Origin of the sequence: Actinoallomurus oryzae, from assembly GCF_039541955.1 — a bacterium.
GTDB classification, from domain to species: Bacteria; Actinomycetota; Actinomycetes; order Streptosporangiales; family Streptosporangiaceae; genus Actinoallomurus; species Actinoallomurus oryzae.
In genome coordinates this window covers 1-14,383 of record NZ_BAABHF010000054.1, presented here as the reverse complement: position 1 = coordinate 14,383, position 14,383 = coordinate 1, and the positions used below count along the sequence as shown (strand labels likewise).

Sequence of the window (14,383 nt, the reverse complement as noted above, 5' to 3'; positions counted from 1 at the left end):
AGTAGCGTTAGTCGGAAAGTTCCCGAACAAAAGGATCCCCCGGACTGAGCCGGGGGATCCTCCACGACCTGGACGCGCCTGACCGTCAGTGAGCCCTAACGAACTGCTCCTCCTCGGTCGAGCCCTTCAGTGCGACCGTCGAGGAGTCCGGCGAGATCGCCGTGCTGACCAGGTCGAAGTAACCGGTACCGACCTCGCGCTGGTGCTTGGTCGCGGTGTAGCCGGACGCCTCGTCGGCGAACTCCGCTTCCTGTAGCTCCACGTAGGACGTCATGCCATCCTCGGCGTAGCCCTTGGCGAGGTGGAACATCGAATGGTTGAGCGAGTGGAAGCCGGCCAGCGTGATGAACTGGAACTTGTACCCCATGTGCCCCAGCTCCCGCTGGAACTTGGCGATCGTCGAGTCGTCGAGGTGCTTCTTCCAGTTGAACGACGGCGAGCAGTTGTAGGCGAGCATCTGGTCGGGGTACTCCGCCTTGATCGCCTCGGCGAACTGCTGGGCGACGTCGAGGTCCGGCGTGCCGGTCTCCATCCAGAGCAGGTCGGAGTACGGCGCGTAGGCCAGTCCGCGGGCGATGCAGGACGAGATGCCGTTGCGCACCCGGTAGAAGCCCTCGGCGGTGCGCTCCCCGGTGATGAACCGCTGGTCGCGCTCGTCCACGTCGCTCGTGATCAGCGTCGCGGCCTGGGCGTCGGTCCGCGCGACGATCAGCGAGGGAACGCCGGACACGTCGGCCGCGAGGCGGGCGGCGTTCAGCGTCTTGATGTGCTGGCCGGTCGGGATGAGCACCTTGCCGCCCAGGTGGCCGCACTTCTTCTCCGAGGCGAGCTGGTCCTCCCAGTGCACACCGGCGGCGCCTGCCGCGATCATGCCCTTCATCAGCTCGAAGGCGTTGAGCACACCGCCGAAGCCGGCCTCGGCGTCGGCCACGATCGGAGCGAGCCAGTACGGAGCCTTCTCGTCACCCTCCGACCAGGAGATCTGGTCGGCACGCATGAGGGCGTTGTTGATGCGGCGCACGACGGCGGGGACCGAGTTGGCCGGGTACAGGCTCTGATCCGGGTAGGTCTGCCCGCCGAGGTTGGCGTCGGCGGCCACCTGCCAGCCGGACAGGTAGATCGCCTTCAGGCCCGCGCGCACCTGCTGAACCGCCTGGTTCCCGGTCAGCGCGCCGAGCGCGTTGATGTACTCGTCCTCGTGCAGGAGCCGCCAGAGCCGCTCGGCGCCCAAGCGGGCCAGCGTGTGCTCCTCCTGCACCGAGCCACGCAGCCGGACGACGTCCTCGGCGGTGTAGTCACGATCGATGTTCGCCCAGCGCGGGTCGGTCTCCCACTGATGCTGCAGCTCCTCGGCTGCGCCCTTGAGGCGACGGTCACTCATGTCGATGCCCTCCTATGTCGTCCCCTGGGTGCGTACGCCTCAAGTGTCTGGCCGAGGCCGCTCGTAGTGAACCGAGGAGTAACAAGAAGAACTACGAAAATTCTGTTAAGGTGAAGCTGTGACGGGCTTTCATAAAGAAGAAACGCTGAACTTGACGAATGGTCTAGACCTCGTGACGTTCGGCCAGCGGATGCGCCATCTTCGCAAGGTTCGCGGTTACACCCTCTCCGACCTTGGTGAACGCGTGGGCCGGGCGCCCTCACAGCTCTCACTCCTGGAGAACGGCCGGCGCGAGCCGAAGCTGTCACTGCTCCAGGCGCTCGCCACCGCCCTCGAGGTTCCGATCGAGGAACTTCTCCGCAAACAGCCCCCGAACCGGCGCGCCCAGCTCGAGATCGCGATCGAGGAGGCCCAGCGCGACCCGCTGTACCAGAGCCTGGGGCTGCCCCATCTCAAGATCGGTAAGCGGGTGCCCAACGACGTCCTCGAACACCTGCTCGCCATGTACGAGGAGGTCAAGCGGAGCCGCACCAAGCCGACCGCGAGCCCGGAGGACGCGCGGAAGGCCAACGCCGAGCTGCGCCGGCAGATGCACGACCGGGGCAACTACTTCGGCGAGATCGAGGAGGTCGCCGCCAAGACCCTGGAGGCCGTCGGCTACCGGGCGGGCGCGCTCTCCCAGGGGATGCTGCTCTCGCTCGTCACCAACTTCGGCTTCAGCCTCCGCTACGTGCAGGACCTGCCGCGGTCCGTACGGTCCGTCACCGACCTGCGCAACCGGAGGATCTACCTCGAACGCCAGCAGCTCGGCATGCACACACCCCGCACGATCCTGCTGCAGACGCTCGGGCACATCGCCCTCGGGCACGCGGTGCCCAAGGACTTCGCCGACTTCCTCCGCCAGCGGGTCGAGGCCAACTACTACGCCGCCGCCACGCTCCTGCCCGAGCGGTCGGTCGTGCCGTACCTCCAGGAGGCCAAGGCCGACCGGGAGCTGTCCATCGAGGACCTGTGCGACGTCTTCTCGGTGTCGTACGAGATGGCCGCCCACCGGTTCACCAACCTGGCCACGCACCACCTCGACCTGCCGGTCCACTTCACCAAGAACGACCAGAGCGGCACGATCTACAAGGCCTACGCCAACGACGGGCTGGTCTTCCCCTCCGACGAGCACGGCGCGATCGAGGGGCAGCGGATGTGCCGTCAGTGGGCCGGGCGGCACGTCTTCAACGCCGACGACCGCTTCTCGATCTACTACCAGTACACCGACACGCCCACCGGTACGTACTGGTGCCTCTCCCACATCGACCCCAGCCACGAGAAGGAGTTCGCGATCACGCTCGGCGTGCCGTTCGAGCACTCCCGCTGGTTCCGTGGCCGTGACACCAAGCGCCGGGTGACCTCGGCCTGCCCCGACGGCGACTGCTGCCAGCTGCCCCCGGCCGCGCTGGCCCAGCGCTGGCAGGGCTACGCCTGGCCCTCGGCCCGCGCGCACTCCCACGTGCTGTCCGTCCTGCCGCCGGGCGCCTTCCCCGGTGTGGACGAGGTGGACGTCTACGAGTTCCTCGACCAGCACGCGTCCGGCTGACGTCACGGCACCGTGGCGGCCCGTGATCGCGGCGGCGGACGACCTCGGCTCGGCCGGCTGATCAGGGAGTGCTCGGCGGCGAGAGGATGCCGCCGAAGGTCGGGTCGGGGTTGGTGGAGCTCTTGGCGCTCGGGCTCCGGCCCTGCGCCGGTGCGTTGCCGCCGTACGCGTCCGCGGGCGGCGGGACGACGTCGTAGTGCGTCGTCGCCGTCGTCAACCCGGACAGGTCGAGGCCGAGACTGTTGAGCGGCACGCCGAGGGCGTTGAGCGGCTTGAGCAGCGCCTCGCACTGCTTGGGCGGCGCGCCGAGGGAGTAGGCCAGCGAGCACAGCCACATGGCGATGTTCTGCGACTGCTGCAGGTTGAGGCGCGCGTGCAGCGTGCCGTCCTGCGGGTCGTAGACGTTGACCGCGTTGGAGGCGGCCACCGGCGCCTTGTCCAGGAACTGCTGCAGCGCGGCCTTCTCCTTGACCAGGACACCGGTGATCTGCGCGAGCCCCTGGACGTTCGCGGCGATCTCGGTCTTGTTCTGCTTGACGAAGCTCGCGACCTCGCGCAGCGCCACCGACAGGCTGCTGACCGCGGCCCGCAGCTCGGCCTTCTCGCCGTTGAGGGTGCTCGACACCGAGGCGAGGTTCTGGGAGAAGGAGCGGATCTGCCGGTCGCTCGCGGCCATCGCCTGGGTGATCTTGGCGAGGTTCTGCACCGTCTGGGTGGCGTTGCCGCGGTTGTCGGACAGGATCCGGCTGACGTCGGACAGGTCCTGCAGGGTCTGCTTGAAGCTCTCACCCTGCCCGTCGAGGGTCTGCGCGCTCGACTTGAGCAGCCGGGACAGCGAGCCGTTGGCGTTGGCGCCCTGCGGGCCGAGGGCCTTGGTCAGCTCGTTGACCGCCTGGTTGGCGTCGTCCAGCTCGACCGGTACGGCCGTACTCGACAGCGAGAGCGTGGCGCCGTCCTTGAGCGCCGCGCCGCCGCGGTACACCGGGGTGAACTGGATGTAGCGGTCGGCGACCAGCGACGGCACGATGATCACGGCCTGGGCACTGGCCGGAATCTTGCGCTTGGCGTCGTAGGCCATCTTGACCTCGACCATGTTGCCCTTGGGCGTGACCTTGGTGACCTTGCCGACCTTCACCCCGAGGACGCGGACCTCCGTGCCGGGGTAGACGCCCGTGGCGCGCTCGAAGTAGGCGGTGACATGGGTCTTGGGCCCGCCGGGCCACAGCACCGCCACGAGCGAGGCGGCCACGATGACGACGAGCAGGAGTGCGCCGTACGCGAGTACGGGAGTGCGGGCATTCCGACGACGGCCGGAGCGGAGCAGACCCACGCAAGCTCCCATTCTTCTGGAGTGACCTGGGCGGAGCGCGAAATAAGTTACCTCTTACCGCAGGCCGGGGGTACCGGTTGTTACAGCCTCGTGACTCCTCATGCACGAAGTCAACGGTCTTCTGCCGCGATTGTGACACTGGCCACGATGTTACCGGCGGTAACGTCGTCGGGTCTACGCTTAAGAGACACCGAGTCCAATAGTCCGGCCTTTGGCCGCCCCGAGACGGAGGAAACATGTCGGACGACGGCGCCCCGGCCTTCTCACTCGAACTGCCCGAGGACATCCAGCAGGTCAAGGAGTGGGTGCACGAGTTCGCCAAGGACGTCATCCGGCCCGCGGGCGAGGAGTGGGACGAGCGGGAGGAGACGCCGTGGCCGATCCTCCAGGAGGCGGCCAAGATCGGCCTGTACTCGCTCGACTTCTTCGCCCAGCAGTGGTTCGAGGAGTCCGGTCTCGGCATCCCGGTCGCCTTCGAGGAACTGTTCTGGGGCGACGCGGGCATCGGCCTGTCCCTGGTCGGCTCCGGCCTGGCCGCCGTGTCGGTCGCGGCCACCGGCACGCCCGAGCAGACGGGGGAGTGGGTGCCCCAGATGTTCGGCACGCCGGACGACGTCAAGCTCGGCGCCTTCTGCGCCTCCGAGCCCGACGCCGGCTCCGACGTCGGCTCGATCCGTACCCGCGCGGAGTACGACGAGGCCAAGGACGAGTGGGTGATCAACGGCACGAAGACCTGGGCGACGAACGGCGGCATCGCGAACGTGCACGTCGTCGTCGCGTCGGTCGACCCGTCGCTCGGCGCGCGCGGCCAGGCGAGCTTCATCGTCCCGCCCGGCACGCCCGGCCTGTCGCAGGGCCAGAAGTTCCGCAAGCACGGCATCCGCGCCTCCCACACCGCCGAGGTCATCCTGGACGGCGTACGCGTGCCGGGCTCGTGCCTCGTCGGCGGCAAGGAGAAACTCGACGAGCGCCTCGCCCGGGTGCGCGAGGGCAAGCGCGCGGCGGGCCAGGCGGCGATGCGCACGTTCGAGGCCTCCCGCCCGACCGTCGGCGCCATGGCCGTCGGCATCGCCCGCGCCGCGTACGAGTACGCCCTGGACTACGCGCGCGACCGCGAGCAGTTCGGCCGCAAGATCGGCGACTTCCAGGCGATCGCCTTCAAGCTGGCCGACATGAAGACCTCGATCGACGCCGCCCGCCTGCTGGTCTGGCGCGCCGCCTGGATGGCCCGGAACGGCAAGGACTTCGGCAGCGCGGAGGGCTCGATGGCCAAGCTGTACGCGGGCGAGACGGCGGTGAAGGTGACCGAGGAGGCCATCCAGATCCTCGGCGGCAACGGCTACACCCGCGACTACCCGGTCGAGCGCTGGCACCGCGACAGCAAGATCTTCACGATCTTCGAGGGCACCTCGGAGATCCAGCGCCTCGTCATCGGCCGCACTGTCACGGGACTGCCGGTGCGGTAGCGTTTCCGCAGGTCACGATTGTTTCTTGGTGATCGTCGCCGGGTCGGAGGTGTGCCGTCCAGCGTTCGGCGAATGCCCGCCGGCCCCGGTCTTTTCCCGTTGCTTCCCGACTCTGTGCTGACTTGGTGCTGACAGCCTAACCGTTAGCCATGCGTCGCGGGCTGGACGGCTTCGACGCCGATGCGGACAACGTCGAGGCGTCCGTGGACCAGGAGTCCTGACACTGGGCATTCCCAAGGCCAAGCGAGCCCAGGGCCACCATGTCGAGATCACGCGTGAGCGGACGGCGGCAAGCGATCCGAACCCCCGCGCTGAAGCCCGGCCCCGGCGCGGTCGAACAGAGTCGCACGGATCGAAGAGAGAACGCAGCGGACTCGGTGGGCTCTTCTCTTCCCATGCTTCCCGACGGTGCCTACGACGTCGGAGCCTGCCAGCGTAGACGCCTGCCTCGAGCCGGTCTGGACCGCCCATCGGGTCGGGCACTGGAAGCCACCGGCGGCAACGACCGGCGGGCGGTCACTCAAGTTCGGGCTGGGCCGGGAACCGGGCCGAGTTACTTCCGATTCCGATGACGAGCGCATCGTCGCGTCGATCGTGGGAGGCGTATGCGAAGGGCAGGAGCTCGGTCTCGTACTGGTCGCCGAAGTCGGCGCCGACCAGTTCGATGGCGGCGCTCTGTGCCTTGTGGTCCGTGCTCAGCAGATCGAAGAAACCGCCCCACCGGTCGCCGTCGATCGTCCTGGCCTCTGTCATTTGATGGTCTTCGCCGCTGTCGGATTCTCTCGTCGCCGGGAACCTACCCTTCGTGATCTGTCTGATAAGCGCGGTCACTGGCCGGGGGCGACCGTACCGGGCAGTCCGGCAGTGTCGTGAGCAGGTCGTAGAGCTGACGCGCGTTCCGGGGGGCGTAGTCGCGGTAGGCGTTTTTCATGATCACGTGTGTGCTGGACGCCTGCTGGGCAAGTTCGCAGATTCTGGGTGCCCACTCCTTCAGCTCCCGCGGGGAGTACAGGTACCCGAAACGCTCGTACTTGTCGTGGCCGGTCCATGCGTCGCTGCGTCCATGGAAGCGAACCTCCGCCAGGTCGGCGGTGGCCGCGACAACGGGCGGGATCGAGCACGCATGGCCCTGAGGCATGTCGACGCACACGTAGGGGATCGCATACGAGCGCAGGAAGTCGAGCGTCTCTTCCCGGTTCTCCTCGGTCATCCAGGTCCGGTTGCGGAACTCCACCGCGATCGGCAGCGGCTCGCAATGCCGCTTGCACTCCAGGATGTGCTCCTTGTTGCGCTTGCCGATCGGGAACCAGCGCGGGAACTGGAACAGGACCGCCCCGAACTTGCCCGCCTCCCACAGCGGTGCCAGCGCGGTCACGAAGCGTTCCCAGACCTGCTCGACGACCGCCGTCTCGACGTCGCGGATGTAGAGATTCTTGGCATCGAGTGGGAGCGCCCCGCGCAGGTCCTTCGGAAACGCCGTCACGCGCGTGGGATGACATGTGAGAAGGGAGAACGCTTTGGCGTCGAAAGTGAAACCCTCCGGTGCCCGCTGCGCCCAGAGCCGCGTCGTACGCTGCGTGGGCAGGGCGTAGTAGGTCGAGTCCACCTCGACGAGGGGGAACCGGCTCGCGTAGTAGCGCAGCCGCTGCGCCGGCGTCCGGACATCGGGCGGGTACCAGCCCGACTCGAGCAGCGACTCGTCGGTCCATGACGCCGTACCGACCAGGACGTCACCCACGTTCCCACCGTAGGCGGATCGCCGACCTCCCCCGTGCGCGGAGCATGGTGTGCGGAGTGTGGCCGAGTGATCTCTGGATAACCGTTGCCTCCAGGCCGGTGGAGATCGGGGTTGCGGATCCGCCCAATCGAGGGTGACCGGTGTGGCGGGCACGGGGCGCGGGTAGCCAATAGCGGCGCGTCCGCGCAGGGGCGGGCGGTGCTGTACCGATTCAACTGGCCGGATCCGGATGGTTGGTGCCCATGTCAGGAGACATGAACGGAGCGAATACCCCGTCCTCCTCGGGCAGCTCTGATGCCGGGACGGCCTTGCCGGGTCACGACGGGCCCGATGCTGTCATCCGACTGCTGGTCGGCCTGGAACACGTTCTTCTCTATATAGTCGCCTTCGGCCTTCTGGTGGTGGGCGCGGCTGTCCTGGTGTCCTCGACCGCCTCGGCCATCCTTCAACATGGGCCCTGGACTGGACGCCTGATCACCAGCGTCGAAGGAATCCTGCTTTTCTTGATCATCATGGAGATCTTCATAACGATCCTGACCCATGCTCGCGGCGGGCGTATTCAGCTGGAGTTCTTCATCGTGATCGGCGTCATCGCGCTCGTGCGGCACATCTTGTCGGTCGTCGTCAGGCTCACGATTCCGACGTCACCGCCGGCGAGCCGGCCGCAGCTCTGGGACCTGGCGGTCGACGCTGGGGCCGCCTTCGTACTGGTCGTCGCCCTCGCGATCGCGCGCTGGTCCGCGCGGAGGACGGATGTCGCGTGACGGTCAGGGTTCGCGGCCGTCCGCGACCATCGCCGCCGCTGATGCTCCAGCCGTTACACAACCTCAGGCCGCCGGTCATCGGTCCGGTGCCGCCCCGTACTGACGGCGGGTAGGTGCGGAACGGACGCACGGCGTTGTTCGGAGGGGTCGTGACGCGCTGACGGGTTCGTCACTATCTAACCGCGGGGGCCGTCGTCCTTAGGGGATCACCGCGACGCCTGTGGCGCTGCAGTGCGGGCAGGCCAGGCGGCATCGGGCGCGTGGGCTGGACAGAAAGCGGAAATCGGGTGTTCGTGGCTCAATAGGACATGTAGCGCGTTCCTGTCGGTGTTGGTCGCTCCACATTCGACGAGACCCGCTGCCCCACGTAGGCCAAGATCACGGAGCCCCCGGGTGCAACATGCACTTCGTCGCACGACGACTACAAACGACGGCTGCCCCGTTGGGTGAGGTTTCGCTCGCTTGCTGTGGGCGGCGGGCTCTGTGCATGCGCGGCGTGCTGTAAGCAAAGTGCCGCGTTCCCGGTTGAGCACGTCACTATCGTGGGCACCGGCCTCGGATCCAAAGAAACCGTACTCGGCCGCTTGACGCTGGGCCGGGTTCTGGTCGCCGGGGCAGTCGCGGGCGGCTGGATCGGCCAGGCGAACCGTCAAGAGACTGGCGAGCCAGAGCCCCGTTGGCTAGCGCTGGTGGTGAACTACCGGACGGCTCTGGGGACAACGTTGGTCATTCCACTGCGTGATTGATGCGCGGGTCCGGGCGGCGGCCGAGAGACCCAGAAACGATGGAGATCTTTCACGGTTCGGCGTGCACGTCCTCGGGACTCTTGTCGGAGCGGAGGCCGCGCCAGCTCGGGTGCCGGAGCATGCCGTCGGCGGTCCGCTCGGTGTAGGCGACCTCGCCGACGAGTTCGGGCCGTACCCAGTGGGCGTCTCGCGCGTGGCTGCGTGGTACGTCGGTGGCGAATGGGCTCGTCTGGCGTTCCAGCGGCTCGAGCGTGGCCGCGAGGTCGCGCAGCATGGTGTGGGTGAACCCGGTGCCGACGTTGCCGGCGTACTCCAGTCCTCGCTCGCCGGGGATGCCGACGAGCAGTGATCCGATCATGTCGGTGCGGCGGCCCTTGCCGGGTCGCCATCCGCCGACCACGACCTCCTGATGGCGGACGTTTTTTAGCTTCAGCCAGTCGTCGGTCCGCCGTCCTGGCTGGTAGCGGGATTGTAGGCGCTTGGCGATTACGCCTTCGAGTCCCTGCCTGACGCTGGCCGCCAGCACATCTTGGCCGTTGTCCCTGAACCACGGCGGAGTCTGGATGCTCCGTCCGGACAGGGCGAGATTCTTCAACGTCGCGCGGCGTTCGGTATACGTCAGGTCGAGAAGAGATCGATCGTCTAGGTGCATCACGTCGAATACGTAGTACTTCACCGGTACGGTCTGGAGGAGGTGTTCGGTCGGCCGCAGCACGTGCATGCGTGATTGCAGTAGCCCGAAGTCCGGTCGGCCGTCGCGGAGGGCGACGATCTCCCCGTCGAGCACTGCCAGCCGCCCAGCCAGCTTCGAGAGCTCGGCGAGCTCCGGATACGAACCGGTGATGTCCCGGTCGTTGCGGGACAACGCCCGTGTGCGCCCGTCCCACACGTAGGTGACCGCCCGGACCCCGTCCCACTTGAACTCATACCCCCAGCGATCGTCGTCGGTCGGCAGCCTGGGTGAAAGCATCGCCTTCATCGGCCGGATCAGTGGCAGGTCTCCCATCGATGACACTTCGGAGTGCTACCCGCAACCGGTCGGTCCTGACCAGAACGACATTCGCCAAACGACGAAGTCGCAGGTCAATACCATGGCTGAATAAAGGACAGCCTTCAGGGGCGGCTTCCTCCGTCAAAGCCCGAGCCTCTATTTCGCGAACCGAGGCTAACCTCCTCTGGCGCGGATGGGGCTCAGGGGACCAGATGAGCGGATGAGGCGCGCGCCAGCTGTCGTTTGGTCGATGGCGGCGGGACGGAAGGCCCTGTTCCGGTGCGGCTGTGCGGCCGGAGGATGGAAGGGTGTGAACGGAGGCCTGATCATGCGTACCAAGACCGCTCAATGCGTCCTTGACGATCTCGATCAAGCCGTGGCCGCAGTGATCTTCGGCGTGGATGGTGTGATTGTGGACACCACCCGAGCCTCGGCTGCGGCTTGGAAGTCGGTGCTCGATCCGTTCCTGCGATCCTACGCGCAAGTACACAGGACGGCGTACGTCCCGTTCGATGTCCGCGCCGACTACCTGCGGTACATGCGCCGCAGACCACAGTTGGATGGGGTGCGCGACTTCCTCGCCTCCCGCGCAATCACCTTGCCCTACGACGATCTGCGCGCCCTCGCGGTGCGTCACGAGGAGTTCTTTCTCGGTGAGGTGCGCAAGCACGGCGTCTCACCGGTCGCCTCGACGGTCTCCCTTGTGCTCAAGCTACACCGGTGCGGAGCGAGCACCGCCGCGGTCTCCGAGCAGTGCTGCGGCTCTGAGCTGCTCAGGAGGGCGGGAGTGGCGGAGATGTTCGACGTGCTGCTGGACGGGTTGGACACTCCGGGTACCGCGCTTCCGGCCCGTCCGGACGCACGCCTGTTCCGGGAGGCGGCGGTGAGGCTGGGCACATCGCCGAGACGGACGGCCGTCATCGAGGCGTCGCCCTCCGGCGTGGCGGCGGCCCGGTGTGGTGGTTTCGGCGCTGTCATCGGCGTCGATCCGGCTGGTGGGGCGTCGAGGCTGGGCGAGCACGGCGCAGATCTTGTCATCGCGGACACGTCGGAGCTCCCGCTACATGAGCGACGCGTCGCCTGAACGACGGGCGCCATCACAACCTGGTGCGTCGGCCACGAGGGCTTCGATCCCCCCGGGGAGAAGCGTTTGCGGGAGGCGCTGTGCACGCCTGGCAACGGCTACTTTGCCACCTAGGGGTGGCCCCGGAGGCGGCGGTGGGGAACGCATTACCCGGCAACTGAATCGCCGGGTGTTATGACCGGATGTCGACGCGGACAACATGCAGGCGTCCATGGATGATGGGGTTCTGACGCTTCGCATTCCCAAAGCGCGCCAGTCCCAGGGCCACCGCATCGAGATCGGCGGCGGACACCCCATGGGCGAGGAGAAAAAGGCGAAATGCAGCATCTGAAAGGCGGGGCGGGAATCTGAATCAGGCGGCCTGTTGAGCGGCGGCGGCCCTGGGCGACAGGTCGGCGAGCTGCAGCCGGCGCGCGGGCTCTTCGGGCACGGCGATCCGGCTCGTGACACGGGGGCCGGGGCCGACGTGGAGGAGCTCACCGGGCTCCAGCAGGCGCCAGCCGAGGCTGTCGTCCATCGGTTCGCTGGCGATCACCACGGCAGGGACGCGGGCCATGTCGGCGCAGTGCACGCGCATGCGGCCCGCCGTGCCGCTGTGGTCCAGATGGCGGGCGCCGTGGTGGCCGCCGCCGGGACGCTGAAGCACGTACAGCTCATGGGTGTCGGGGTAGCGAAGCGCCCAGAGTTCCTCCGAGCTCGCGAGAATCAGGTTGAGGGCGTAGAGCCGCAGATTCCGGGCCACCCACCGTGCGGCGCATTCGATGCCGCCGGCGACGTCACTACGCTTCCTGATCTCTCGGGTGATCAGCGCGAAGAGGCGCTCAGAGTCGGTCTCTCCTTCGACCATGGCCAGGTCCGGACCCAACTCCGCGTCGAGTTCGTCCAGATCCTCGATCACCCCGTTGTGCCCGAACAGCCGTCCGTCCTGCTCGAACGGCTGGGTATTGCGGTACGCCACTCCACCGGTGGTCGCGTAGCGGAGGTGGGCCACAAAAACGGCCGATTTCACCTGCTTGGCCTGCTCGGCGAAACACTGGTCCTGGTAGGCGGCGATGGGGGTCTTGTAAACACGAGGTGTCCTGTCGGCATCGAAGAAACCCAGGCCGGCCCCGTCAGGATTGCGATGACTCTGGTCGCTGAGGCTGTCCGGTGCGTCCAGCAGCCAGAAGGTGGCACAGGTGCGCTCAGGGGCGCTGCTCATGCCGAACAGACGGCACATATCACGACCTCCCCTTACCGGACGACCGGCGTTAGTGATGGAAACTTGTCGCGTCGGCAGGGCCGTGGAAAGGCGCTGGCTGACGGCGTAGCCACGGGAGGAGGCTCCGCAGATCCTCCACGAGCCGGTCGGCCAGGTCGAGTGAGAAGCCGTTGCGGCACACCACGCGCAGAACCCCCAGATCCTGGCGGTTCGCCGGGAAGGTGTAGGCCGGCATCAGCCAGCCGAACTCCCGCAGCCGCCGCGACACGTCGAAGACGCTGAACCGGGTGACGTCGTCGGTGGTGGCGAAGGCGAATACCGGCAGCTGGTCACCACGCGTCAGCAGCCGGAAACAGCCGAGTGCTTCGACCTGCTCGGCCAGGTACATCGCCACCTCCCGGAGGGCCCCTTGCACTGCGCGGTAGCCCTGGTGGCCCAGGCGCAGGAAGTTGTAGTACTGAGCGATGACCGGGGCGCCGGGCCGGGAGAAATTGAGAGTGAACGTCGGCACGTCACCGCCCAGGTAGTTCACGCGCTCCACCAGGTCCTCCGGCAGTGCGTCGCCATCGCGCCAGATCACCCAGCCGATTCCGGGATACACCAGCCCGTACTTGTGACCCGAGGTGTTGATCGAGGCGACCCGGGCCTGCCGGAAGTCCCATTCCAGCTGTGGCTCCAGGAATGGCGCGATCATGCCGCCCGACGCGGCGTCCACGTGAACGGGCACGTGCCAGCCCGTACGCTCCTGCAGTGCGTCTAGCGCGAGGCAGATGTCGGCGACCGGCTCATAGCTGCCGTCCATCGTCGATCCCAGGATGGCCACCACGCCGATCGTGTTCTCGTCGCACGCCTCGGCTGCCTGTTCCGCGCCCAGGTGGAACCGGTCTCCTTCCATCGGTACGACACGCGCGTCCACGTCCCAGTAGTTGCAGAACTTCTTCCAGCACACCTGGGCGTTGGCGCCCATCACCAAGTTGGGGCGGGCGCCAGCGGCGTGGCGAACGGCGTTCCGATGCGTCCAGCGGCGCTTCAGCGCGATTCCGCCGAGCATGCATGCCTCGCTGGACCCGACGGTGGAGGTGCCGACCGGGTGCTCTTGGCCGGGGACGTTCCACAGTCGGCCCAGCATCGCGATGCAGCGCTGTTCCATGTCGGCCGTCGCTGGATATTCGTCCCTGTCGATGAGGTTCCTGTCGGCGGCGTCACCTATGAGCGCGCGGGCTTCCGGCTCCATCCACGTGGTCACGAAGGTCGCCAGGTTCAGCCGGGGGTTCACGTCCAGCATCAGCTCATCGCGGATCAGCCGCGACGCGGTCGACGGCGTCGTGGGAGCATCCGGCAACGTGTGCCGTGGCAGGACCGTCTTAACACCGGAGACCGGGTCGGCCTCTCCGAGCAGCGGGTTCACCGAGATCGGTCGTCGCCGGCCGTGCTCGCCCGTCTCCGACGCCATTGTCGCTCCCCCCTGACCGGCGCTACCGGGGAAGAGTCTGGCAGGCGGCCATTACAGGTCGGGCAGGCGGCGGCAAAGCGGGGGTATGGGCTCTGTTCTGGCCTCTCGACATCAGGTCCGCATAAGGCAGGTCAGCCGGACCAGCGTCCGCGCGGCGTGAAACCCCGCGAAACCGGCTCTGACGATTACGACACGTTCCCGGCTACCACGCGCCGGCATAGCGATCTCCTGTGATGTTGCGTAGTCGAAAGGGTGGTCTTCGGTCCGGATCGCCAGCTGGTTGGTCTTGGGGTCCTCCGGCAAACCCTTGGGAAGCGCCATGGCCACCAGCACGCCGTCTCATTTGAGCCGAAAATCCCAGCGCAGGCGGCGAGCATGGTGCTGCTTCTGGGGCACAAACGTTTCCTCCTGTCCCTGAAGCAACGGGCCCCGTCCGGGGACGGGCTCCGGCGTGCGGTCGAGGTCGCGTTTTTCCCCGTACGCGGACAGCCGGTCCTCCGCGTCCCCCTACCTCTGGGACGTCATGGTCCTGCCGTGGTGGACTGGCCCCTGCCTCAGGCATCCTCGCGCTTAAGGCGGTCCGCTAGCTTGAGTTTTAACGTCTGGGTCGGGTGAGGGGACCCAGTTGATCATGAGTGAAG

Annotated in this window: 13 protein-coding genes; 5 read left to right on the top strand and 8 right to left on the bottom strand. The window is 67.2% G+C overall.

Features of this window, described 5'->3' with window-relative positions; all coding sequences use genetic code 11:
• Nucleotides 1–85: 85 nt before the first annotated feature.
• Nucleotides 86–1,387: an isocitrate lyase gene (gene aceA / locus ABEA10_RS42820; protein ID WP_425551037.1), complete on the bottom strand. Its 1,302-nt coding sequence runs from the start codon at nt 1,385–1,387 to the stop codon at nt 86–88.
• 145 nt (nt 1,388–1,532) lie between these two features.
• Between aceA and ABEA10_RS42815 the strand changes: the two genes are divergently transcribed.
• The gene (locus tag ABEA10_RS42815) at nt 1,533–2,969 is read left to right on the top strand and encodes a helix-turn-helix domain-containing protein (protein WP_329259982.1); all 1,437 of its coding nucleotides are present in this window, start codon (nt 1,533–1,535) and stop codon (nt 2,967–2,969) included.
• 61 nt (nt 2,970–3,030) lie between these two features.
• Here ABEA10_RS42815 and ABEA10_RS42810 read toward each other — a convergent pair whose 3' ends face one another.
• The gene (locus tag ABEA10_RS42810; RefSeq protein WP_345474103.1) at nt 3,031–4,299 is read right to left on the bottom strand and encodes an MCE family protein; all 1,269 of its coding nucleotides are present in this window, start codon (nt 4,297–4,299) and stop codon (nt 3,031–3,033) included.
• Nucleotides 4,300–4,535: 236 nt separating this feature from the next.
• Here ABEA10_RS42810 and ABEA10_RS42805 point away from each other — a divergent pair, with 236 nt between their 5' ends.
• Nucleotides 4,536–5,765, top strand: a complete 1,230-nt coding sequence (locus ABEA10_RS42805) for an acyl-CoA dehydrogenase family protein (RefSeq protein WP_345474101.1) — start codon at nt 4,536–4,538, stop codon at nt 5,763–5,765.
• A gap of 516 nt (nt 5,766–6,281) precedes the next feature.
• Here the strand turns inward: ABEA10_RS42805 and ABEA10_RS42800 are convergent.
• Both ABEA10_RS42800 and ABEA10_RS42795 read right to left on the bottom strand, forming a co-directional pair.
• Nucleotides 6,282–6,518, bottom strand: coding sequence for a DUF5335 family protein (locus ABEA10_RS42800; RefSeq protein ID WP_345474099.1), 237 nt, complete (start codon nt 6,516–6,518; stop codon nt 6,282–6,284).
• A 43-nt stretch (nt 6,519–6,561) separates the two neighbouring features.
• Nucleotides 6,562–7,503, bottom strand: coding sequence for a DUF72 domain-containing protein (locus tag ABEA10_RS42795; protein ID WP_345474097.1), 942 nt, complete (start codon nt 7,501–7,503; stop codon nt 6,562–6,564).
• A gap of 254 nt (nt 7,504–7,757) precedes the next feature.
• On the opposite strand from ABEA10_RS42795, the gene ABEA10_RS42790 reads away from it, so the two are divergent.
• The gene (locus ABEA10_RS42790; RefSeq protein ID WP_345474095.1) at nt 7,758–8,267 is read left to right on the top strand and encodes a phosphate-starvation-inducible PsiE family protein; all 510 of its coding nucleotides are present in this window, start codon (nt 7,758–7,760) and stop codon (nt 8,265–8,267) included.
• A gap of 795 nt (nt 8,268–9,062) precedes the next feature.
• On the opposite strand, the gene ligD is transcribed toward ABEA10_RS42790, so the two are convergent.
• On the bottom strand, nt 9,063–9,983 hold the full coding sequence (gene ligD / locus ABEA10_RS42785; RefSeq protein WP_345474093.1) for a non-homologous end-joining DNA ligase: 921 nt from the start codon (nt 9,981–9,983) through the stop codon (nt 9,063–9,065).
• 349 nt (nt 9,984–10,332) lie between these two features.
• Between ligD and ABEA10_RS42780 the strand changes: the two genes are divergently transcribed.
• Together ABEA10_RS42780 and ABEA10_RS42775 are read left to right on the top strand one after the other, a co-directional pair.
• On the top strand, nt 10,333–11,088 hold the full coding sequence (locus tag ABEA10_RS42780) for an HAD family hydrolase (RefSeq protein WP_345474091.1): 756 nt from the start codon (nt 10,333–10,335) through the stop codon (nt 11,086–11,088).
• 211 nt (nt 11,089–11,299) lie between these two features.
• Nucleotides 11,300–11,419, top strand: coding sequence for an Hsp20/alpha crystallin family protein (locus ABEA10_RS42775; RefSeq protein ID WP_425551032.1), 120 nt, complete (start codon nt 11,300–11,302; stop codon nt 11,417–11,419).
• Between the two features lie 21 nt (nt 11,420–11,440).
• Here ABEA10_RS42775 and ABEA10_RS42770 read toward each other — a convergent pair whose 3' ends face one another.
• The 3 genes from ABEA10_RS42770 to ABEA10_RS42760 all read right to left on the bottom strand — a co-directional run bounded on the left by ABEA10_RS42770 (nt 11,441) and on the right by ABEA10_RS42760 (nt 14,075).
• A complete protein-coding gene (locus tag ABEA10_RS42770; protein ID WP_345474089.1) occupies nt 11,441–12,307 on the bottom strand; it encodes a class II glutamine amidotransferase in 867 nt (288 codons plus the stop codon).
• A gap of 31 nt (nt 12,308–12,338) precedes the next feature.
• Complete coding sequence (gene gad / locus ABEA10_RS42765; RefSeq protein WP_345474087.1) at nt 12,339–13,742, bottom strand: glutamate decarboxylase; 1,404 nt, start codon at nt 13,740–13,742, stop codon at nt 12,339–12,341.
• Nucleotides 13,743–13,853: 111 nt separating this feature from the next.
• Nucleotides 13,854–14,075: a DNA polymerase ligase N-terminal domain-containing protein gene (locus tag ABEA10_RS42760; protein WP_345474085.1), complete on the bottom strand. Its 222-nt coding sequence runs from the start codon at nt 14,073–14,075 to the stop codon at nt 13,854–13,856.
• Nucleotides 14,076–14,383: the final 308 nt, after the last annotated feature.

Bases quoted from the DNA above. Each gene is read 5' to 3' on its own strand.
- ABEA10_RS42770 (WP_345474089.1), bottom strand. From the start codon at position 12,307: ATGTGCCGTCTGTTCGGCATGAGCAGCGCCCCTGAGCGCACCTGTGCC.
- ligD (WP_345474093.1), bottom strand. From the start codon at position 9,983: ATGCTTTCACCCAGGCTGCCGACCGACGACGATCGCTGGGGGTATGAG.
- ABEA10_RS42780 (WP_345474091.1), top strand. From the start codon at position 10,333: ATGCGTACCAAGACCGCTCAATGCGTCCTTGACGATCTCGATCAAGCC.
- gad (WP_345474087.1), bottom strand. From the start codon at position 13,742: ATGGCGTCGGAGACGGGCGAGCACGGCCGGCGACGACCGATCTCGGTG.
- ABEA10_RS42790 (WP_345474095.1), top strand. From the start codon at position 7,758: ATGAACGGAGCGAATACCCCGTCCTCCTCGGGCAGCTCTGATGCCGGG.
- ABEA10_RS42805 (WP_345474101.1), top strand. From the start codon at position 4,536: ATGTCGGACGACGGCGCCCCGGCCTTCTCACTCGAACTGCCCGAGGAC.
- ABEA10_RS42800 (WP_345474099.1), bottom strand. From the start codon at position 6,518: ATGACAGAGGCCAGGACGATCGACGGCGACCGGTGGGGCGGTTTCTTC.
- ABEA10_RS42775 (WP_425551032.1), top strand. From the start codon at position 11,300: ATGGATGATGGGGTTCTGACGCTTCGCATTCCCAAAGCGCGCCAGTCC.